The sequence below is a fragment of the Micromonospora sp. H33 genome (assembly GCF_052068455.1).
Taxonomy (GTDB): Bacteria; Actinomycetota; Actinomycetes; order Mycobacteriales; family Micromonosporaceae; genus Micromonospora.
In genome coordinates this window covers 1-20,493 of sequence record NZ_JBQHDE010000002.1, presented here as the reverse complement: position 1 = coordinate 20,493, position 20,493 = coordinate 1, and the positions used below count along the sequence as shown (strand labels likewise).

Here is a 20,493-nt window from a genome sequence, read left to right as displayed (position 1 = left end):
CTGGCTACCCCGGGCGCGGGTGAGCGCTGCCACGCAGGGTCGCCGCAAAAGGTGTTTCCGCCGGTCGCGCGAGCCGCGCGACCGCCGAAGTCTGCCTAGCCGGGCACCGACCGTCGGTCAGTGCCCATCGATGGTTGCCCCGTCGCGGTCCGCTTCCAACGGATCCGCGATCGCATCCTGCGCGGTCAGCGTGCCCTGTGCCAGCCGGGTCACCCTCGGCGAGACCGGCGGCTCCAGGTCGGCCACCACGCGGAGGCCGGAAAGGACGTCATCGGGCCGTACGGCGGGGGTGACCTGCCGGACGACCAGTTCGAGTATCGCACACGGTACCGCCGGGACCCCGGAAGGCGTCTCGGCCGGCGTGATCACATCGACGGCGATGACCGCCGCCCGGGCGTCGAAGGTGCGCCGGCCCTGCTTGGTCATCCGCTCGACCAGCACCTCGTCGGCGGCGCTGAAGGCGGCCACGGCCTTCTGGAGCACGGCCGCGTCGACCTCGGGCAGCTCGATCCGCCAGTGCGACGCCTCGATCCGGTCGGCGAGGCTCCCGCCGGTCGCGACCACGGCGTCGAGCACGTCGAGCCCGGGCGAGAGGGCGGCGTCGAGTGCGCCGCGCAGCGCGGCCGGGTCGACCGCCTCGCGCAGCCCGATCTCCAGGTACTCCGCCTCGCTCGCCACGCCGGTGGGTGCCGCGCTGGCGTACGAGATCTTGGGGTGGGGCGTGAAGCCCTGGGAGTACGCCATGGGCACGCCCGCCCGGCGGAGGGCCCGCTCGAACGCGCGCGCGAAGTCCCGGTGCGAGGTGAACCGCAGCGGACCCCGCTTGGCGTACCGGATGCGGATGCGCTGGACGACCGGCGCCTGCCCGCCCTCCGGCTGTGGTTTCCTACTGATCGTCGTGCTCCTCGGGTGTCCGGGCCGGCGGGGTCGCCGGCCCCGGGGGCTACTGCTGGGCGCCGCTGGGGGCCCGCAGGCCGTTGATCGGGGTCAGCGGGAGCAGCTTCTTCCCGGTGGGGCCGATCTGGATCTCCGTGTCCATCGACGGGCAGACGCCGCAGTCGAAGCACGGGGTCCATCGGCAGTCGTCCTGCTCGTACTCGCTCAGCGAGTCCTGCCAGTCCTGCCAGAGCCAGTCCTTGTCGAGGCCCGAGTCCAGGTGGTCCCAGGGCAGGACCTCCAGCTCGTCGCGCTCCCGGGTGGTGTACCAGTCCAGGTCGACGCCGAAGGCCGGCAGCACCTCGGCGGCGGCGTCCACCCAGCGCTGGTACGAGAAGTGCTCGCTCCAGCCGTCGAACCGGCCGCCGTTCTCCCAGACCTTGCGGATCACCGCGCCGACCCGGCGGTCACCGCGGGAGAGCAGGCCCTCGATCAGCGACGGCTCGCCGTCGTGGTAGCGGAAGCCGATCGCCCGGCCCAGCGACCGGTCGGCGTTGATCGCCTGCTTGAGCATCTTGAGCCGGCTGTCGATGACCTCCGGCCGCTCCATCGCCGCCCACTGGAACGGGGTGTGCGGCTTCGGCACGAACCCGCCGATCGACACCGTGCAGCGGATGTCCTTCGATCCGGTCGCCGCCCGGCCGGCCTTGATGACCTCGTGCGCCATGTCGGCGATCTCGAGGACGTCCTCGTCGGTCTCGGTGGGCAGGCCGCACATGAAGTAGAGCTTCACCTGCCGCCAGCCGTTGGTGTACGCGGTGACCACGGTGCGGATGAGGTCTTCCTTCGACACCATCTTGTTGATCACCTTACGGATCCGCTCCGACCCGCCCTCGGGGGCGAAGGTCAGACCGGTCCGCCGGCCGTTGCGGGACAACTCCTGCGCCAACTCGATGTTGAACGCGTCCACCCGCGTCGACGGCAGCGAGAGCGACACGTTGGTGCCCTCGTACTGCTGCGCGAGGCCGGAGCACATGTCGCCGATCTCCGAGTGGTCGGCCGACGACAGCGACAGCAGGCCCACCTCGTGGAAGCCGGAGAACTCCAGCCCCTGCTGCACCATCTGCCCCACCGTGGTGATCGACCGCTCGCGCACCGGGCGGGTGATCATGCCCGCCTGGCAGAACCGGCAACCCCGGGTGCAGCCCCGGAAGATCTCCACCGCGTACCGCTCGTGGACCGTCTCGGCCAGCGGCACGAGCGGCTTCTTCGGGTACGGCCACGCGTCCAGGTCCATCGTCGTGCGCTTGTGCACCCGGAACGGCACGTCCGGGCGGTTCGGCACGACCCGCTGGATCCGGCCGTCCGGCAGGTAGTCGACGTCGTAGAAGCGCGGGACGTAGACGCTCTCGGTGCGGGCCAGCCGCAGCAGCAGCTCGTCGCGCCCGCCCGGGGACCCTTCGGCCTTCCACTCCCGGACGATCGTGGTGATCTCCAGGACCGCCTCCTCGCCGTCGCCGAGCACGGCGGCGTCGACGAAGTCGGCGATCGGCTCCGGGTTGAACGCGGCGTGCCCGCCGGCCACGATCACCGGGTCGGCGTCGGTGCGGTCGGCGGCGAGCAGCGGGATGCCGGCCAGGTCGATGGCGGCGAGCAGGTTGGTGTAGCCCAGCTCGGTGGCGAAGGACACGCCGAACACGTCGAAGTCGCGGACCGGGCGGTGCGCGTCGACGGTGAACTGCGGCACGCCGTGGGCGCGCATCAGCTTCTCCAGGTCCGGCCAGACCGCGTACGTCCGCTCGGCGAGCACGTCGGGCAGCTCGTTGAGCACCTCGTAGAGGATCTGCACGCCCTGGTTGGGCAGGCCGACCTCGTACGCGTCGGGGTACATCAGCGCCCACCGCACGGTCGCCGCGTCCCAGTCCTTGACCACCGCCCCCAGCTCGCCACCGACGTACTGGATGGGCTTGGTCACCTGGGGCAGCAGCGGCTCCAGCCGGGGCCAGACGGAGTTGGCCGCGGCGGGGCGCGGCGTGGTGGACGGGACACTCATGATGCCCAAGGGTACGCGCTCCCGGACCGGCCAACCCCGCCGCACCGCGGCGACCACACCGTCGTCGACAGGACGGTCGACGGCCCGTGCGGCGGCAGCATCGCCGGCGTGAACGGCTCGCACCACGCTGAGCGGCAGCCTGGTGACGCTCTGGCCGGCGGATTCGTCCGCGCTGGCACCGCGGTACTAACCTCGGATCGGCGAGAGGAGATTGCCGCGATGCCGGAGCCGCAGCCGGGAGCAGACCGGCCGGTCGACGGGACGATCCCGCACCGGGACCGGGAACCGGCGGTCACCGACGAGCCGACACCCACCACCCCTGCCGAGCCGACCGAGGTCGCCGCCGCCCGGGAGGGTCCGGCGGGCACCTCCACCGCGGGTGATCCGCCCGCGATGTCCGCCCCCGATGAGGGCGGTGGGCCCTCGGGGCCGCAGGGCACCCGCGACTTCGGCACCGGCACCGCGCCCGAAGGCCCGTCGGGCACCCGGATGATGCCGGCGGACGAGGTTCCCGAGCCGCCGGCGCCCCGGTGGAGCGGGTCGGCCGCCGTGCCGCCCCCGCCGCCGCGCAAGCGCGCCTGGGGCGAGTCGGCCGAGCCGACCCCGGTGCCCCCGGGCCCGGTCGAGGCCCCGGAGGACCGAGCCCCGGTCGACCCGTGGGAGGGCGCGGACACCGGCGGCTGGGAGTTGCCCTCGGCCGAGCTGCCGGAGCTTCCCCCGCTGCCGCCCTACCCCTCCCCGGCCCCGACCCGGCCGTACTCCGGGCCGCCCGCCCCCGCGTCACCGGCGCCCGGTTACCCCGTCTCGCCGTCGGCCGCCTACCCGGCGTCGCCGGCCCCCGCGTACCCGCCGGTCTCGCCATCGGCCGCGTACCCGGCGTCGCCGGCCCCCGCGTACCCCGCGGCGCCGCCGGTCCCGTATCCGGTCGCGCCCCCTCCGCCGCCGCCCGCGCCGTCGAAGCGCTGGCGACGGAACGCGCCTCCGCCGGCCCGGCCGGTCGCGCCGCCGCCCGGCTGGCAGGCCCCCAAGGGGTACGTCCCGGTGCCGGTCCGCAAGCGCCGGAAGTGGCCCTGGGTGCTGCTGTTCACCCTTGCCTGTTGCTGCGGCTGCCCGGCCTACTGGGCCATGCCGATGCTGAACCAGGTCCCGGCCAGCGCGGCGTTGCCGGCGGAGGTCGCGGACCTGCGACTGCGGCAGGACGACCGCAGCGCGGAGGCCGCGAAGGAGTTGGAGGCGGAGGTCCGCAACGCGCACTGGCTGGCCAGCGACACGTTCGCCGGTGTCTACACCACCCGGTCCGGCAAGCGGGTGACCGTCTTCGGCGGCACCGGCTTCTGGTTCAGCCCGCAGTCCGAAGCGGACGCTGAGATCGCCCGCCTGACAGACCAGTACTCGCTCGGCGAGCCGCAGATCATCGACACCGGGATCCGGGGGCGGCACGATCGGTGCGCGGTCGGCCGCTCCGACGGCGCGGACGTGGTGGTGTGCACCTCGGTCGACCACGGCAGCATCGCCACCGCCGTGTTCACCCGGCTCTCGGTGGCGGACAGCGCCGCCCTCCTCGGCACCCTGCGCGAGCAGATCGTCACCCGACAGCAGAGCTGAGCGTTTCTCTCTCGTACGCAGGAGAAGCGCCGGGGCGACAGCGCTCCGTGACCCGGGTATCGACCGCGCTCAGACCGCGCCGGGCTCGCCGGCGACGGGCGGGTGCGCGCGGAGCGGGGCGTAGCGGGGGACGTACTCCTGCCCGGTGAGCTTCTGGATCTCGCTCATCACCTCGTCGGTCATCGCCCGCAGCGAGGTCCGGTCGTCCGAGCGCCCGGTGAAGTCCAGCGGCTTGCCGAACTTCACGGTGATCTTGCCGGTGAACGGTCGGGGCACCCGCGCACCGATCGGCTGGACCTTCTCCGTGCCGATCGTGCCGACCGGGATGACCGGCACACCGGCGGACACCGCCAGCCGGACCGCGCCGGTGCGCCCCCGGTAGAGCCGCCCGTCCGGTGACCGGGTGCCCTCCGGGTACACGACCACCAGCTCACCGGCCTTGAGGGCCGGGATGGCCGCGTCGAACGCGGTCAGCGCCGCCCGCCCGCCGGCCCGCTCGACCGGGATCGCGCCCAGGCCGGTGAGGACGAACTTGGAAAACCGGCCCTTCAGGCCGGTGCCCTTGAAGTACTCCGACTTCGCCCAGAAGGCGAGGTGCCGGGGGACGACCGCGCCGAGGAACAGCTCGTCGGCGACCGAGAGGTGGTTACCGGCGAAGATCGCGCCACCGGTCTCCGGCACGTGCTCCAACCCCTCCACGGTCGGCCGGAAGGCCAACCGCAGCGCGGGCGCCACGGTGAGCTTGCCGATGGTGTAGAGCAGCGGCACTGGTCCTCCGGCAGGTCGGGGTGCGGTGGGGGCGCTGTCACGGTAGCGGACGCGCCCCCACCGCGACGACACAGGTGGCGGGCCCCCTCATACCCGGCGGACGGTCACCGTCACCTGCTCGCCGTCGCCGACCTCGCCGGTGAAGCCGTCGATGCCCTCGGCGAAGTCGACCGACTCGGCCAGCACCTCCCGCCGCACGAAGTCGACGTACGCGGACACCGCCGCCCGTACCTCCTCGGAGGCGGCGAGCGCGACCACGATGCGGTCCGACACGTCCAGGTCGGCGTCGCGGCGGGCCTGCTGCACCACCCGGACCACGTCCCGGGCCAGGCCCTCGGCGGCCAGTTCCGGGGTGACCTCGGTGTCCAGCACGACCACACCCTCGCCACCGGGCAGCGGCGCGGAGTGCTCGGCATCGGCGGCGACCAGGCGCAGCTCGTACTCGCCCTCGGCGAGGGTGACCCCGGCGGCGACCGGGGCGCCGTCGACCAGCTCCCACTCCCCCGCCTTGACCGCCTTGATCACCTGCTGCACCGCCTTGCCGACCCGCGGGCCCAGCGCCCGGGGCACCACGGTCAGCACCTGCTGGCAGTAGTTCCGCACCTCGTCGGTGAACTCCACCGCCTTGACGTTGACCTCGTCGGCGACCAGGTCGGCGAAGGGGCGCAGCTGACCGGCGGCCGGCGAGGCCACGGTCAGCGTCGACAGCGGCAGCCGCACCCGCAGGCCCCTGGCCTTGCGCAGCGAAAGCGCCGCCGAGGCGACCGCCCGCACGTTGTCCATCGCGGAGACCAGCTCGTGGTCGGCCGGGAACTCGTCCGCGGACGGCCAGTCGGTCAGGTGCACCGACCGCTCGCCGGTCAGGCCACGCCAGATCTCCTCCGCGGTGAGCGGCGCCAGCGGCGCCACCACCCGGCAGAGGGTCTCCAGCACCGTCCACAGGGTGTCGAACGCGTCGGCGTCGCCGGACCAGAACCGGTCCCGGGAGCGGCGCACGTACCAGTTGGTCAACGCGTCCAGGTAGGACCGGACGGTGGCGCAGGCGCCGGAGATGTCGTACGCCTCCATCTGCGCCTGCACCGTCGACACCAGCTCGTTGGTCTTCGCCAGCACGTACCGGTCGAGCAGGTGGGTGGAGTCGGTGCGCCGGCTCGCGGTGTGACCGTCGGCGTTGGCGTAGAGGGAGAAGAAGTACCAGACGTTCCACAGCGGCAGCAGCACCTGCCGGACGGCGTCCCGGATGCCCGCCTCGGTCACCGACATGTCGCCGCCGCGCAGCACCGGCGAGGACATCAGCATCCAGCGCATCGCGTCCGACCCGTACGAGTCGAACACGTGGTAGACGTCCGGGTAGTTGCGCAGGCTCTTGGACATCTTGCGCCCGTCCGAGCCGAGCAGGATGCCGTGGCTCAGGCAGTTGCGGAACGCCGGCCGGTCGAACAGCGCGGTGGCCAGCACGTGCATGGTGTAGAACCAGCCGCGGGTCTGCCCGATGTACTCGACGATGAAGTCGCCCGGGTAGTGGTGCTCGAACCACTCGGCGTTCTCGAACGGGTAGTGCACCTGGGCGAACGGCATCGACCCGGACTCGAACCAGCAGTCCAGCACCTCCGGCACCCGGCGCATCATCGACTTCCCGGTCGGGTCGTCCGGGTTGGGGCGGACCAGGTCGTCCACCGCCGGCCGGTGCAGGTCGGTCAGGCGTACGCCGAAGTCCCGCTCGATCTCGGCGAGCGAGCCGTACACGTCGATCCGGGGGTAGGTCGGGTCGTCGGACTTCCACACCGGGATCGGCGAGCCCCAGAACCGGTTCCGGCTGATCGACCAGTCCCGCGCGTTGGCCAGCCACTTGCCGAACGAGCCGTCCTTGATGTGGCCGGGCGTCCAGTTGATCTGCTGGTTCAGCTCGACCATCCGGTCCTTGAACCGCGTCACCGCCACGAACCAGGACGACACCGCCTTGTAGACCAGCGGGGTGTCGCAGCGCCAGCAGTGCGGGTACGCGTGGGTGTAGGTGTCCTGCTTGAGCACCACCCCCCGCTCCTTCAGCTCCCGGATCACCGGCTTGTTGACGTCGAAGACCTGCTCACCCTGGTACGGCGGGACCAGCGCGGTGAAGCGGGTGTGGTCGTCGACCGTGACGATGGTCGGGATGCCCGCGGCGTTGCAGACGTTCTGGTCGTCCTCGCCGAAGGCCGGGGCCAGGTGCACGATCCCGGTGCCGTCCTCGGTGGTGACGAAGTCCGCCCCGAGCACCTGGTACGCGTTCTCCCCCGCCTGCTCGACGAGGAAGTCGAACAGCGGGCTGTAGCGGCGCCCGACCAGGTCCCGGCCGTACACGGTGCCGACCTGCTCGTACCCCTCCAGCTCCTTGGCGTACGCGCCGAGCCGGGCCGCCCCGACGACGTACCGCTGCCCGTCGCGCTCCAGCACCGCGTACTCGATGTCCGGGCCGACGGCGAGCGCCAGGTTGGACGGCAGGGTCCACGGCGTGGTGGTCCAGACGCCGAGCTTCACCGGCCCGCGCACCGGCTCCGGCGCGCTCTCGTCCGGGGTCAGCGCGAACCACACCGACAGCGTCGGGTCGTGCCGGTCCCGGTAGACGTCGTCCATCCGGGTCTCGGTGTTCGACAGCGGCGTCTCGCAGCGCCAGCAGTACGCGAGCACCCGGAAGCCCTCGTAGACCAGACCCTTGTCGTGCAGGGTCTTGAAGGCCCACATGACGCTCTCCATGTAGTCCAGGTCGAGCGTCTTGTAGTCGTTGGCGAAGTCGACCCAGCGGGCCTGGCGCGTGACGTACCGCTCCCAGTCGTGGGTGAACTCCAGCACCGACGTGCGGCACGCCTCGTTGAACCGGGCCACGCCCAGGTCGAGGATCTCCGCCTTGCTGGTGATGCCGAGCTGCTTCTCGGCGACCACCTCGGCGGGCAGGCCGTGACAGTCCCAGCCGAAGCGCCGCTCCACCCGCCGGCCACGCATGGTCTGGTAGCGCGGCACCACGTCCTTGACGTACCCGGTGAAGAGGTGCCCGTAGTGCGGCAGCCCGTTGGCGAAGGGCGGGCCGTCGTAGAAGACGTACTCGTTCTTCCCCTGGTCACCGGCCGGCCTGGCGTCGACCGACGCCTCGAAGGTCTTGTCGGCCGTCCAGTGCTCCAGGACCCGGCGCTCGACGGCGGGCAGGTCCGGGCTCGCGGGGACGCCGGCCGCGGTCGGGTCGTGCAACGGATAGGCCATCGGGGGTCGCTCTCCTCAGCAGCTCACTCGTCGTGTGGGTCTGCGAGGACGAGCCGACCGGGTACGCCGTCGCCGGCGCCCCGCGGACGACCCGCGGTACCACCCCGCTTGGCGGTCAGGATCGGCCGCCCGCTCGTTGGCCGGCTGTGACGGGCCGGACCCGTCCGGTTCTACTCGGGCGCGGACGCCCTTTCTTCCGGAGGCTCACCGGTGATGGCCGGGTCATCGCCTTCGGCCGTCAAGCCTACCCGACCTCCGACGGAGATCACCCGCGAGTAACGGCGGCGGGGCCCGCCGCAGGCCGGCCGGCACCTGCGAGGCATGCCCTAGGCTCGGGGCCGTGATCCGGATCGAGCTCGACGAGCCCACCCTGGCCCGCACCCGGATCGCCACCAGCCCGCTCTGGGAGGTGCTGACGAGCCTCTACCTGCTGCACCGCAGTCCGGGCGAGCCGCCGTGGCCGTACGCCGGCTGGGCCCGGCACGCCCGGCGGGTGCTCGCCGAGGTCCCGGCGGCCGCGCCGGCCCGGCTGCTGGTGACCCCCGGCGGCACCGCGCCGGACTTCCTGACCCCGATCCCGCCGTCGCCGGCCCCGACCCTGGCCGAGGAGTTGGCCGTCCTGCGCGCGACGCCGCCGGAGCTGATCGCCGACCAGATCCGCAGCCACCACGGCAACGACGCACCGCCCGACTGGCTGCGCCCGTTCGTGACCGACCGCCAGGCCGCCCTGGACCGGCTCGCCGACGGCATCCAGGCGTACTGGGACGCGGCGATCGCCCCGTGGTGGCCGGCGATGCGGGCGGCCCTCGACGAGGAGGTGCTGAACCGGGCGCGGGCGCTCGCCGCCGACGGCCCCGACGCGCTCCTGGCTGGCCTGCACGAGCGGGTGCGCTGGGAGCGGTCGGTGCTCACCCTGGTCAAGCCGTTGGAACACAGCTTCCGGGCGGTGAACCAGCGGCTGCTGCTGATCCCGCTGATCTTCTCCCGCGGCGCGCTGTCCTGTTCCACCGACCATCCGGAGATCGTCGCCGTCTCCTACCAGGCGCGCGGGGCGGCCCTGCTCGCCGAGGGTGGACCGACGTCGGCCGGTGCCGCCGACACCGACCGGCTGGCCGTGCTGGTCGGCCGGGGCCGGGCCGGCGTGCTGCGGGCGCTGACCCGGCCGGCCACCACCGCCGGGCTCGCCGCCACCCTCGGGCTCGCCCCGAGCACCGTCTCCGAACACCTCGCCGCGCTGCTCGCCGCCGGCGTGGTGCACCGCCGCCGGGTGGGCCGGCGCGTGCTGTACGGCCTGGAACCGGCCGGGCTGGCGCTCGTCACGCTGCTCGGCGCCGACCCGGCCACTGCCTCCGCCTGAGCCGTCGTCGAGGATTCGGCGAGCGCCGAATTCGTTTCCCCGCCCCGGGAAACGTCCCTAGATTCGCCGTCATGAGCGAGTACGCGATCGAGGCGGTCGGGCTGCGGCGCACCTACCGCAGCCGCACCGGATGGTTACGACCCCAGCGCCGGGAGGTGGAGGCGGTCCGCGGCGTCGACCTGACGGTCGGCAACGGGGAGCTGTTCGGCCTGCTGGGCCCGAACGGCGCCGGCAAGACGACGACCATCAAGCTGCTCAACACGCTGCTCATCCCGACCGCCGGCACCGCCCGGGTGTGCGGCTACGACGTGGTCCGGCAGACCCGGGAGGTACGCCGGCGGATCGGGTACGTCTTCGGCGGTGACCGGGGCCTGTACGACCGGCTGTCCGCGCGGGACAACCTGCGCTACTTCGCCGAGCTGTACGGCGTACCGGGGCGGGAGCAGAAGGGACGCATCGCCGAGCTGCTGGAGCTGGTCCGGTTGACCGGCCGGGAGAACGAGCGGGTCGAGGGCTACTCCCGGGGCATGCGGCAGCGGCTGCACATCGCCCGGGGGCTGCTGCACCGCCCGCGGGTGCTGTTCCTCGACGAGCCCTCGATCGGCGTGGACCCGGTGGCCGCCCGGGAGTTGCGGCAGACCGTCGCCGACCTGGCCGCCACCGGCACCACGGTCCTGCTGACCACGCACTACATGGCCGAGGCGGACGAGCTGTGTGGCCGGATCGCGGTGATCGCCGGCGGTCGCATCCAGGCGCTCGGCAGCCCGGCGGAGCTGCGGCACCACGCCGACGGCCGGCGCGTGCTGGAGGTCGAGGCGTACGGGGTGACCGACGACCGGCTGGCCACGATCCACGCCCTGCCCGGGGTGCGGGAGGCGAGCCTCGAGGTGGTCGGCGCCGCGCAGGTGCTGGCCGTGCAGTCCGACGCGGGGGTCGACCTGCAGGCCGACGTGCTGCGCGCGCTGGACGGTGTCCGGCTGGGCCGGGTCACCGCCCGGCAGCCGACGCTGGAGGACGCGTACGTGGCGATCGTCAACCGGGTGGACGGTCACCGGGCCGCCGAGGCGGTGCCGGCGTGAGGACACTGCGGATGATCACGGTCGGCGCGCTGCTGCACGCCAAGCAGCTCAGCCGCTCACCGTTCGAGATCGCCACCGCGCTGATCGTCCCGGTCGTCCAGGCGACCCTGGCGGTCTACCTGTTCCGGGCCGGCGGCGAACCGGGCCGGCTGCTGGAGGCGGCCGTCGGCGCGGGTCTGATGGGCGTCTGGTCGTCGGTGCTGTTCGGCTCCGGCGGGGCGATCCAGAACCAGCGCTGGCAGGGCACGCTCGAAATGATCATGCTGGCGCCCCGGCCGCCCGCGCTGGTGATCCTGCCGATCACCCTGGCCACCGCGCTCACCGGCACGTACGCGATGGTCGCCACCCTGCTGTGGGGGCGGCTGCTCTACGGCATCCCGCTGGACTTCGCCGACCCGGTCGCGTTCGCCGTGGCGGTGCCCGGCTGCATCGTCGGGCTGGGCATGTTCGGCCTGCTGCTCGCGTCGACGTTCGTGCTGCTGCGCAACGCCAACGCGCTGACCAACACGCTGGAGTACCCGATCTGGCTGGTCTCCGGGATGCTCGTGCCGATCACCGTGCTGCCCGGGTGGACCGGCCCGGTCGCCGCGGTGCTGCCCACCACGTGGGGAGCCCGGGCGGTCCGCGAGGCCGCCACCGGCAGCGGTCCGGTCTGGCCGTCGCTCGGCGCCTGCCTGGCGATCAGCCTCGGCTGCCTGGTGCTCGGCGCGGTGATGATGACGTACGTCGAGCGGCGGGCGCGGGCCGCCGCCACGCTGGCGCTCGCCTGAGGAGGGGACGATGACCGACCTGTTCCGTCTCGTGGGCACCGGCGGCGTGATCGCCTACCGGGCGCTGTTCAACTGGACCACCCCGTCGATGTTCGTCGGCACCCTGCTCGTCGGGCCGCTGTTCCAGCTGCTCTTCTTCGCGTACCTGGGCCGGCAGCTCGGGGTCGCCGACGACCGCTTCTACATCGTCGGGAACGCGGTGCTCGCCGCCTCGCTGGCGTGCGTGTTCGGCGGCACGATGGCGGTGTCGAACGAGCGGCGCTTCGGCACCCTCGGGCACGTGCTGCTGTCCCCGCGCAGCCGCACCGCCGTCTTCCTCGGCCGGGTCCTCCCGTACGCCGGCAACGGCCTGCTCATCGCCGTGACCACGCTGACCGCGGCCGCGCTCCTGCTCGGCCTGCGGATCCCCGTGTCGGCGCTGCCGGCCCTGCTGCTCACCCTCGCCGTGGCGGCCCTGTCGTGCGGCTTCTTCGGCCTGACGCTGGGCGCGGTGGGCCTGCGGTTCCGCGACGTCTGGCTGGTGTCCAACGTGTCGGTGGCCCTGCTGCTCCTGTTCACCGGCGTGAACGTGCCGGCCGCCGAGCTGCCGGCCGGCATGCGCGTGGCGGGCCAGCTCCTCCCGATCACCCACGCGGCCGAGGCCGCCCGGAGACTGGCCGCCGGCGAGGGCCTGGCCGCAGCGGCAGGCCCGCTCGCGGCCGAGGCGGCGGTCGGCCTCGCGTACGCCGTCCTGGCCGCCGCCCTCCTCAAACTCTTCGAAGCCGAATCCCGCCGCCACGCCTCCCTGGACACCCTCTAACCCCCGCGCCCCCGTTCCGTTGATCATGAGGTTGGCGGCGATGTCGATCTCCGTTGGTGCCGCCAACCTCATGATCAACAAGGCTCGGCGGTCCGGCGGCATGACCGGCGTCACAGCGGTGCGCCGTCACGCCGGCGCCTGCCGGCCCGTCGGATCGGTGTCCTAGTCGAACAGGGAGGTTGTCATGCAGCGGATCAACGCGGCCGAGGTGGCGCCGGAGGCGTACCACGCGGTGCTGGGGCTGGAGAAGTACGTCCGGGCGAACGTCGAGCACACCGTGCTGGAGCTGGTGAAGCTGCGGGCGTCGATGCTGAACGGCTGCACGTTCTGCGTCGACATGCACAGCCGGGACGCCCTCTCGGCGGGCGAGTCGAGCCGGCGACTGTTCGCGGTCGCCGCCTGGCGCGAGGCACCGTTCTTCGACGAGCGGGAGCGGACCGCGCTGGCGCTCACCGACGCGGTCACCCGGCTCGGCGAGCACGGGGTCCCCGACGACGTGTGGGACGCGGCGGCGAAGGTGTGGTCCGAGAAGGAGCTCGCGGACCTGGTGATGGCGATCGCGACGATCAACGTGTGGAACCGGATCGCGGTGACCACCCGGACGCAGCCGCCCCTGGAGGTCTGAGCGGCAGAAACGACGGCGGCCGGTGCGCTCCCCGCGCACCGCCCGCTGTCGTGTCCGTGCTCAGGCCAACTCGGGGAACCAGAGCCCGATCTCGCGCTTCGCGCTGTCGACGGAGTCGGACGCGTGCACCAGGTTCTCCCGGTTGGACAGCGACAGGTCACCCCGGATCGTGCCGGCGGCGGCCTTGCGGCCGTCGGTGCTGCCGATCATGCCGCGGACGACCTCGATGACCTGGTCACCGGAGAGCACCAGCGCGACCAGCGGGCCGCCGGTCATGAAGGCCTTCAGCGGCGGGTAGAACGCCTTGTCGACGTGCTCGGCGTAGTGCTGGTCGGCGAAGCCGCCGTCCATCGTCCGGGTCTCCATCGCGTCGATCCGCAGCCCCTTGCGCTCGAAGCGGGAGATGATCTCGCCGACCAACCCGCGGCGGACCGCGTCGGGCTTGATCAGTACGAGCGTGCGCTCGTCCGGGCTGCTGCTGGACACGCTGGGTTCCTCCTGTGCGCGGAAGGCGGTCGGGCTGGGTACGGTCAGCGTAGCGACCCGGTCCCGGCGCCGGCGCGGCGGCCGGTCTTTCCCCCGGTGGCCGATCCGGCCTAGCCTGGCCCTGACCCCCGGGAGGTCCACAGTGGCGAATGGCGGGAACCGACCCATCGCGCCGGTCCGCAAGCTGGTCGGCGCGGTGCTGGGCACGGTAGCCACCTTCGTGATCCTGTTCGGCCTCGGCATGACCAGTTGGGCGATCGTGGCGCTCGGCGTCGCGCTGCTGGTGCTGGCGATCGCGCTGGCCACCGTTCGCGCCGGGGGGCGCACCTGGGTCATCGGCGAGGGGCACGTGCACAGCGTCTCCGAGCCGCCCACCCAGTACGCCTTCGGCCGGTGCGAGCTGCAACTCGTCATCGACGCGCCGGGCCTTCCCCCGAGGTCCAAGAAGATCATCGACCCGCGGGTGCCGGTGGCGAAGTGGCCGGCACCGGGCCAGACGCTCCCGATCCGCGTCGCGCTCGACGACCAGCGGCACGTCCGGGTCCTCTGGGACGAGGTCCCGACGCATGCCGAGACGGCCGCCGTCATCGCTGACCTGCCCCCCGAGTACGCCGACGCCGAACCGGTGGAGGAGGTGCTGATCCGCCAGGAGGCGCCCCCGTGGGCCGGCCGTACGCCGGAGGACGACTTCCGCGACCCGTACGGCGATCCGTACGCGGACCCGCCCGGCGACCCCGTCGTGCCGCCCGCCGAGCGGGAGACCGTGGTCGTGCACCAGGTCCCCGGCGGGCCGAAGGTGGTGGAGGGCACGCTCGTCGAACCGCCGTCCAGCGACCTGCCCCGCCGGGCCACCCCGACCCCGCGTCCGCCCGCGGAGGAGGCGTTCGACCCGCCCGGCGGGACGCGGTTCGATCCGCCGGCGGACCGGTACGACGCGGGGGTCGACACACCCGGCGCCGGGGAGCCGTACTCGCCGCCGGCCGACGCGCCGGAGCCGCCGCCCGCCCGCGGTTTCCGGGTGCCCTCCCCGGCGGATCCGCTGGACCCGCTCGACCTGCCGCTGGACGACCCGTTTCCGTCGCGGGCCGCCGACGAGGCGGTGACGCCGGAGGGCCTCGACGAGGCGATCTTCGGCGAGGCCGCCGGCGACCCGCCGATCGCCGGGGTTGGGCTCACGCTGCTGGTCACCGACCTGTCGCGGTCCCTCGCCTTCTACCGGGACCTCGGCTTCACCGAGGTCGACCGGGGTTCCGGCAACGCGGTGCTCGCCTCCGGGGCGACCCGGCTGGTGCTGCGTGAGGTCACCGAGGCCGCCCCGGTCAGCCGCCGGCTGGTGCACGTCAACCTCGAGGTGGACGACATCGAGGCGGCGTACGCGCGGCTCCGCGAGTCGGGGGTCCGCTTCACGTACGCGCCGCGCGTGGTCAACCGCGGCACGAAGCTGGAGGTCTGGGCCGCGGCCTTCCGCGACCCGGACGGCCACGGCATCGCGCTGACCCAGTGGCGGGAACGCGCCGACGCCTGAGGGGTCCGGACCGTCCCGCCGGACCCGCGCCGCGGATCCGACACCGGTCGGCCGCGCCGGGACATCGGCCGGCCCGTCAGCCCAGGATCACCCGCCGCACGTGCAGGGCGTACGCCCACACCAGCGCGAAGACGATCCCCAGGACCAGCAGCGACCAGTGCAGCAGGCCGGCGAGCATGAGCAGCCCCTGGAGCAACGTGCCGCCGTGCCACGCCCACGGGCGGCGCATCAGGCCGGCCAGCAGCACGGCCGCCACCGCCAGCCCCACCACCACGGCGATCGCCGCACCGCTCAGGCCTCCGCCGACCACCCGGATCGGCTGGATGGCCAGCACCAGAACCAGTGCCTCCAGGATCAGGGTGCCGGCGCCGAGCCCGCGGACCGCCCGCTCCGGGTTGCGCAGGCCGGACCGTCGCGGCGGCCCGCCCGGCCGCTCCGGGGAGCCGCCCGACTGCTCCGGCCCGGTCATCGCTTGAGCAGCCGGCGGGCGTCGGCCACGGTCACCACCGACCCGGTGATCAGCACCCCGACGCCGGCCAGCTCGCCCGGCACGTCCTCCTCGGCGAGCGCCACCGCCGCCTCGATCGCGTCCGGCATCTCCTCGGCCACCTCGACCCGGTCCGGGCCGAACACCTCGGCCGCCAGCGCCGCCAGCTCCCCCGCCGGCATCGCCCGGGGCGAGCTGTTGCGCGTCACCACCACCTGGTCGACGACCGGCTCCAGCAGCTCCAGCAGGCTGGCCGCGTCCTTGTCGCCGAGGACGCCGAGCACCGCGACCAGCTTGCTGAACGCGAACTCCTCCTGGACGGCGGTGACGGTGGCCGCCATGCCCTGCGGATTGTGCGCGCCGTCGAGGAGGATGGTCGGCGCGCTGCGGACCTTCTCCAGCCGGCCCGGCGAGCTGGCCGTGGCGAAGCCCTCCCGGACCGTCTCGACGTCCAGCTGACGACGGGCGCCGGCACCGAGGAACGCCTCGACCGCCGCGAGCGCCACCGCCGCGTTCTGTGCCTGGTGGGCGCCGTGCAGGGGGACGAACACCTCCTCGTACACGCCGCCCAGCCCCTGCAGGGTGAGCACCTGCCCGCCGACGGCGACCGCCCGGCGCAGCACCCCGAACTCGGAGCCCTCCCGGGCGATGGTCGCTCCGACCTCGGCGCAGCGTTCGAGGATCGGCCGGGCGGCCGCCTCCTCCTGCGCGGCGGAGATGACCGTCGCGCCCTTGTGGATGATGCCCGCCTTGTGCAGCGCGATGTCCTCGATCGTGTCGCCGAGCCACTCGGTGTGGTCGAGCCCGACCGGGGTCAGCACCGCCACGCCGGCCTGGATCACGTTGGTCGAGTCCTCGGCGCCGCCGAGCCCCACCTCGACCACCGCGACGTCGACCGGGGCGTCGGCGAACGTGGCGAACGCCAGCGCCGTGGTCATGTCGAAGTACGTCAGGGGCTCCGCCGACCGCTCGTCCACGAGCTGGGCCAGCGGCGCCACCTCCCGGTACGTGGTGGTGAACCGCTCCTCGCTCACCGGTTCGCCGTCCAGGCTGATCCGCTCCCGGACGGTCTCCAGGTGCGGGCTGGTGTAGCGGCCGGTGTGCAGCCCGAAGGCCCGCAGCAGGGAGTCGATCATGCGGGCCGTGGACGTCTTGCCGTTCGTGCCGGTGATGTGGATCGACGGGTACGCCCGCTGCGGGCTGCCGAGCAGATCCAGCAGGGACTCGATCCGGTCCAGCTCGAACACCATGCGGGTGAAGCCGCGGCCGGCGAGCTTGGCCTCGATGGCGGCGAAATCGGTGCGGTCGGTCACGAGGGCAGCGCCTCCAGAGCGGCGTCGATGCGGGCCAGGTCGGCCTCGGCGGTTGCCAGCCGGTCGCGGATCTTCTGGACCACCGGCTCCGGGGCCTTGCCCACGAACGCCGGGTTGCCCAGCTTCGCCCGGGCCTGCGCGGCCTCCTTCTCGGCCGCGGCGCGGTCCTTGGTCAACCGGGCCCGTTCGGCGGCCACGTCGATCGCGCCGCGGGTGTCCAGGGCGACGCTCACCTCGCCGGGCATGGTGAGGGTGGCGCTGGCCTGGAAGCCCTCGCCGGCATCGTCGAGGCGGACCAGCGAGCGGATCAGCGGCTCGTGCCCGGCGATGCCGGCGCCGGCCAGCCCGTCGAGCCGGGCGACGACCCGCTGCGTCGGCCGCAGCCCCTGGTCGGAACGGAACCGACGGATCTCGGTGACCACCCGCTGGAGGGTGGCGATCTCCGCCTCGGCGGCGTCGTCGACCAGCGCCCGGTCGGCCTCCGGCCAGGAGGCGGTCATGAGCGTCTCGCCGCCGGTCAGCGCGGTCCACAGCTCGTCGGTGACGAACGGGATCACCGGGTGCAGCAGCCGCAGCAACTGGTCGAGCACGTGCCCGAGGACGCGGCGGGTGGCGTCGGCGGCGGGGCCGCCGGCGGCCAGCACCGGCTTGCTCAGCTCGACGTACCAGTCGCAGACGTCGTCCCACGCGAAGTGGTAGAGCAGGTCGCACACCTTCGCGAACTCGTACGCCTCGAACTGCTCGTCCACCTCGGCGGTGACGTGCGCGAGGCGGGACAGGATCCACCGGTCGACGGTCGACAGCTCGGTGGCCGGCAGCGGGCCCTCGGTGTGCGCGCCGTTCAGCAGCGCGAACCGGGTCGCGTTCCACAGCTTGTTGCAGAAGTTGCGGGAGCCCTGGCACCACTCCGCGCTCACCGGCACGTCACCGCCGGGGTTCGCGCCCCGGGCGAGGGTGAAGCGGGTGGCGTCGGCGCCGAAGCGGTCGATCCAGTCCAGCGGATCCACGACGTTGCCGAACGACTTCGACATCTTCTTGCCGTGCTCGTCGCGCACCATGCCGTGCAGCGCGACGACGTCGAAGGGCTGCCGGCCGTCCATCGCGTACAGGCCGAACATCATCATCCGGGCGACCCAGAAGAAGAGGATGTCGTACCCGGTGACGAGGACGCTGGTTGGGTAGAACTTCGCCAGCTCGGGGGTCTGCTCCGGCCAGCCGAGGGTGGAGAACGGCCACAGGCCGCTGGAGAACCAGGTGTCGAGGACGTCCTCGTCCTGGCGCCAGCCCTCGCCGGCCGGCGGCGCCTCGTCCGGCCCGACGCACACGACCTCGCCGTCCGGCCCGTACCAGACCGGGATGCGGTGCCCCCACCAGAGCTGGCGGGAGATGCACCAGTCGTGCATGTTGTCCACCCAGGCGAAGTACCGCTTGGCCAGCTCCGCCGGCTCGATCTTCACCCGCCCGTCGCGGACCGCGTCACCGGCGGCCTTGGCCAGCGGCGAGGTGTTGACGAACCACTGCAGCGACAGCCGGGGCTCCACCGTCGTACGGCAGCGCGAGCAGTGCCCCACCGCGTGCACGTACGGCCGCTTCTCGGCCACGATCCGGCCCTGCTCGCGCAGCGCGGCCACGATGGCGGGCCGGGCCTCGAACCGGTCCAGGCCCTGGAACGGACCGTGGGCGGTGATGACACCCCGCTCGTCCATGATCGTGAGCGAGGGCAGGTTGTGCCGCTGGCCGATCTCGAAGTCGTTCGGGTCGTGCGCCGGCGTCACCTTCACCATGCCGGTGCCGAACGACGGGTCGACGTGCTCGTCGCCCACGATCGGGATCCGGCGCCCGGTCAGCGGCAGCTCGACCTCGGTGCCGATCAGGTGCTTGTACCGTTCGTCGTCCGGGTGCACCGCCACGGCGGTGTCGCCGAGCATCGTCTCCGCCCGGGTGGTCGCCACCACGACCTCGTCGCTGTACCGGATCGAGACCAGCTCACCGTCGTCGTCGGTGTGCTCCACCTCGATGTCGGACAGGGCGGTCAGACAGCGCGGGCACCAGTTGATGATCCGCTCGGCGCGGTAGATCAGGCCGTCGTCGTACAGCTTCTTGAACATGGTCTGGACGGCGCGCGACAGGCCCTCGTCCATGGTGAAGCGCTCGCGGTCCCAGTCGACGGAGTCGCCCAGCCGGCGCATCTGGCCGAGGATCGCGCCACCGGACTCGGCCTTCCACTGCCACACCCGGTCGACGAACGCCTCCCGGCCCAGGTCGTGCCGGGACAGGCCCTGCGCGGCGAGCTGCCGCTCCACCACGTTCTGGGTGGCGATGCCGGCGTGGTCCATGCCCGGCAGCCACAGCGCCTCGTAGCCCTGCATGCGCTTACGCCGGACCAGCGCATCCTGCACGGTGTGGTCCAGGGCATGGCCCATGTGCAGGGAGCCGGTGACGTTGGGCGGCGGGATGACGATGGTGAACGGCGGCTTGTCGCTCTCCGCCGACGCGTGGAAGTGGCCGGCGGCTACCCACTGCTCGTACCGTCGCTGCTCTACCTCGCCGGGCTGGTACTGGCCGGCAAGGGTCGGGGCGTCGGGGCGTCGGGCATCCAGTCTCTCGGTCACCCTGAAAGTCTACGGAGAGCTTCCACGGACCCGACGTGCGCCACCGGTGCTTCGCGTACGGTGTCGGCTATGTCCGACGCACATCTCACCGAGCGCCCCGTCGACGACGCGCCCGAGCCGGTCGAACTGACCGACGAGCCGATCCGCCTCGGCGCCGGAGCCCCGGAGGAGGGCCCCGAGCGAGGGGTGGTCCGGTCCCGGCGGCGACGGGTGGCGTGGCTGCTCGCGGCGGCCGTCGGGCTCGCCGGCGTCGGAGCCCTCGGCACCGCCGGCTGGCGGATCGCGCAGCAGAAGGATGCCGACATCGCGTCCCCCGACCGGGTGGCCGGGCTGACCCGCGACGACAGTGAGCGGGCCCGCAGCACCGCGGACTACCTGCGCAGCGGCTTCGCCGCCGACATCGATCTGGACCGCAGCTTCGGCACCGTCTACCGGGATCCCGCCGACGAACGCCGGTCGGTGCTGATCTTCGGCGGCACCACCCTGCTGTGGCAGCCCGAACGTGACCTGGACAGCCTCTTCGGCCTGATGACCGACGAGACCGGCGCGGTCACCGGCCTGCGCGAGATGTCCCCGGGCCGGTTCGGTGGCGTGTTGAAGTGCGGCACCACCAGCGGTGAGGGCGGCGACTTCGCGGTCTGCGGCTGGGCCGACCACGGCAGCGTCGTCATGGCGATGTTCCCGGACCGCTCCGTCGACGAGGCCGGCACCCTTCTGCGGAACATGCGCGAGGACATGCAGACTCGCCGGTGACCCGGGCACCCGTCGTTCGGGGGTGGAAACGCGTTCAGGGCCACCCCTGGCGGGGTGGCCCTGAACGGAAAGGATGTCCGGCGGTGTCCTACTCTCCCACACCCTCCCGAGTGCAGTACCATCGGCGCTGGAGGGCTTAGCTTCCGGGTTC

Annotated in this window: 16 protein-coding genes and 1 rRNA gene; 8 read left to right on the top strand and 9 right to left on the bottom strand. The window is 73.0% G+C overall.

Translation table 11 applies throughout. The annotated features are described in order from the left end of the window. Positions 1-117 precede the first annotated feature (117 nt). Together ACTMS0_RS05645 and ACTMS0_RS05640 are read right to left on the bottom strand one after the other, a co-directional pair. Complete coding sequence (locus tag ACTMS0_RS05645) at positions 118-837, bottom strand: TIGR03936 family radical SAM-associated protein (protein ID WP_441154652.1); 720 nt, start codon at positions 835-837, stop codon at positions 118-120. A 106-nt stretch (positions 838-943) separates the two neighbouring features. Then, positions 944-2,929, bottom strand: coding sequence for a TIGR03960 family B12-binding radical SAM protein (locus tag ACTMS0_RS05640; RefSeq protein ID WP_441154037.1), 1,986 nt, complete (start codon positions 2,927-2,929; stop codon positions 944-946). 393 nt (positions 2,930-3,322) lie between these two features. Here ACTMS0_RS05640 and ACTMS0_RS05635 point away from each other — a divergent pair, with 393 nt between their 5' ends. Further along, the gene (locus tag ACTMS0_RS05635) at positions 3,323-4,534 is read left to right on the top strand and encodes a hypothetical protein (RefSeq protein ID WP_441154651.1); all 1,212 of its coding nucleotides are present in this window, start codon (positions 3,323-3,325) and stop codon (positions 4,532-4,534) included. A 69-nt stretch (positions 4,535-4,603) separates the two neighbouring features. Here the strand turns inward: ACTMS0_RS05635 and ACTMS0_RS05630 are convergent, their stop codons facing one another. Both ACTMS0_RS05630 and ileS read right to left on the bottom strand, forming a co-directional pair. Further along, entirely contained in the window at positions 4,604-5,302 is a 699-nt protein-coding gene (locus ACTMS0_RS05630; protein WP_441154036.1) for a lysophospholipid acyltransferase family protein, read from the bottom strand. 87 nt (positions 5,303-5,389) lie between these two features. Next, complete coding sequence (gene ileS / locus ACTMS0_RS05625; RefSeq protein ID WP_441154035.1) at positions 5,390-8,536, bottom strand: isoleucine--tRNA ligase; 3,147 nt, start codon at positions 8,534-8,536, stop codon at positions 5,390-5,392. A 340-nt stretch (positions 8,537-8,876) separates the two neighbouring features. Between ileS and ACTMS0_RS05620 the strand changes: the two genes are divergently transcribed. From ACTMS0_RS05620 to ACTMS0_RS05600, 5 genes are all read left to right on the top strand, one after another. Beyond that, complete coding sequence (locus ACTMS0_RS05620) at positions 8,877-9,893, top strand: ArsR family transcriptional regulator (protein WP_441154034.1); 1,017 nt, start codon at positions 8,877-8,879, stop codon at positions 9,891-9,893. A 71-nt stretch (positions 9,894-9,964) separates the two neighbouring features. Then, positions 9,965-10,972: an ABC transporter ATP-binding protein gene (locus ACTMS0_RS05615; protein WP_441154033.1), complete on the top strand. Its 1,008-nt coding sequence runs from the start codon at positions 9,965-9,967 to the stop codon at positions 10,970-10,972. Next, positions 10,969-11,742: an ABC transporter permease gene (locus tag ACTMS0_RS05610; protein ID WP_441154032.1), complete on the top strand. Its 774-nt coding sequence runs from the start codon at positions 10,969-10,971 to the stop codon at positions 11,740-11,742. The genes ACTMS0_RS05615 and ACTMS0_RS05610 overlap by 4 nt, the downstream gene beginning before the upstream one ends. Before the next feature lie 10 nt (positions 11,743-11,752). Beyond that, positions 11,753-12,541: an ABC transporter permease gene (locus ACTMS0_RS05605; RefSeq protein ID WP_441154031.1), complete on the top strand. Its 789-nt coding sequence runs from the start codon at positions 11,753-11,755 to the stop codon at positions 12,539-12,541. Between the two features lie 184 nt (positions 12,542-12,725). Further along, complete coding sequence (locus ACTMS0_RS05600) at positions 12,726-13,166, top strand: carboxymuconolactone decarboxylase family protein (protein ID WP_441154030.1); 441 nt, start codon at positions 12,726-12,728, stop codon at positions 13,164-13,166. A gap of 60 nt (positions 13,167-13,226) precedes the next feature. On the opposite strand, the gene ndk is transcribed toward ACTMS0_RS05600, so the two are convergent. Further along, positions 13,227-13,652, bottom strand: coding sequence for a nucleoside-diphosphate kinase (gene ndk, locus ACTMS0_RS05595; protein WP_441154029.1), 426 nt, complete (start codon positions 13,650-13,652; stop codon positions 13,227-13,229). Between the two features lie 142 nt (positions 13,653-13,794). Here ndk and ACTMS0_RS05590 point away from each other — a divergent pair, with 142 nt between their 5' ends. After that, positions 13,795-15,177 (top strand): VOC family protein, encoded by a 1,383-nt coding sequence (locus tag ACTMS0_RS05590; protein ID WP_441154028.1) that lies wholly within the window; start codon positions 13,795-13,797, stop codon positions 15,175-15,177. Positions 15,178-15,253: 76 nt separating this feature from the next. Here the strand turns inward: ACTMS0_RS05590 and ACTMS0_RS05585 are convergent, their stop codons facing one another. Genes ACTMS0_RS05585 through ACTMS0_RS05575 form a run of 3 tightly spaced genes read right to left on the bottom strand, consistent with a single transcriptional unit; the run spans position 15,254 to position 19,589 of the window. After that, positions 15,254-15,646 carry a DUF4233 domain-containing protein gene (locus ACTMS0_RS05585; RefSeq protein WP_441154027.1) on the bottom strand — a complete coding sequence of 131 codons (393 nt, stop codon included), beginning with the start codon at positions 15,644-15,646 and terminating at the stop codon, positions 15,254-15,256. Continuing rightward, positions 15,643-16,977 carry a bifunctional folylpolyglutamate synthase/dihydrofolate synthase gene (locus ACTMS0_RS05580; protein ID WP_441154026.1) on the bottom strand — a complete coding sequence of 445 codons (1,335 nt, stop codon included), beginning with the start codon at positions 16,975-16,977 and terminating at the stop codon, positions 15,643-15,645. Before ACTMS0_RS05580 ends, ACTMS0_RS05585 begins: the two co-directional genes overlap by 4 nt. Then, entirely contained in the window at positions 16,974-19,589 is a 2,616-nt protein-coding gene (locus ACTMS0_RS05575; protein ID WP_441154025.1) for a valine--tRNA ligase, read from the bottom strand. Before ACTMS0_RS05575 ends, ACTMS0_RS05580 begins: the two co-directional genes overlap by 4 nt. A 69-nt stretch (positions 19,590-19,658) precedes the next feature. Here ACTMS0_RS05575 and ACTMS0_RS05570 point away from each other — a divergent pair, with 69 nt between their 5' ends. Beyond that, a complete protein-coding gene (locus tag ACTMS0_RS05570) occupies positions 19,659-20,342 on the top strand; it encodes a hypothetical protein (RefSeq protein ID WP_441154024.1) in 684 nt (227 codons plus the stop codon). Between the two features lie 75 nt (positions 20,343-20,417). Here ACTMS0_RS05570 and rrf read toward each other — a convergent pair. Then, positions 20,418-20,493, bottom strand: a 5S ribosomal RNA gene (rrf, locus tag ACTMS0_RS05565); the annotation flags it as partial.

Coding starts and splice junctions, on each gene's coding strand:
- ACTMS0_RS05640 (WP_441154037.1), bottom strand. CDS start 2,929: ATGAGTGTCCCGTCCACCACGCCGCGCCCCGCCGCGGCCAACTCCGTC.
- ACTMS0_RS05635 (WP_441154651.1), top strand. CDS start 3,323: ATGTCCGCCCCCGATGAGGGCGGTGGGCCCTCGGGGCCGCAGGGCACC.
- ileS (WP_441154035.1), bottom strand. CDS start 8,536: ATGGCCTATCCGTTGCACGACCCGACCGCGGCCGGCGTCCCCGCGAGC.
- ACTMS0_RS05615 (WP_441154033.1), top strand. CDS start 9,965: ATGAGCGAGTACGCGATCGAGGCGGTCGGGCTGCGGCGCACCTACCGC.
- ACTMS0_RS05605 (WP_441154031.1), top strand. CDS start 11,753: ATGACCGACCTGTTCCGTCTCGTGGGCACCGGCGGCGTGATCGCCTAC.
- ACTMS0_RS05600 (WP_441154030.1), top strand. CDS start 12,726: ATGCAGCGGATCAACGCGGCCGAGGTGGCGCCGGAGGCGTACCACGCG.
- ACTMS0_RS05585 (WP_441154027.1), bottom strand. CDS start 15,646: ATGACCGGGCCGGAGCAGTCGGGCGGCTCCCCGGAGCGGCCGGGCGGG.
- ACTMS0_RS05570 (WP_441154024.1), top strand. CDS start 19,659: ATGTCCGACGCACATCTCACCGAGCGCCCCGTCGACGACGCGCCCGAG.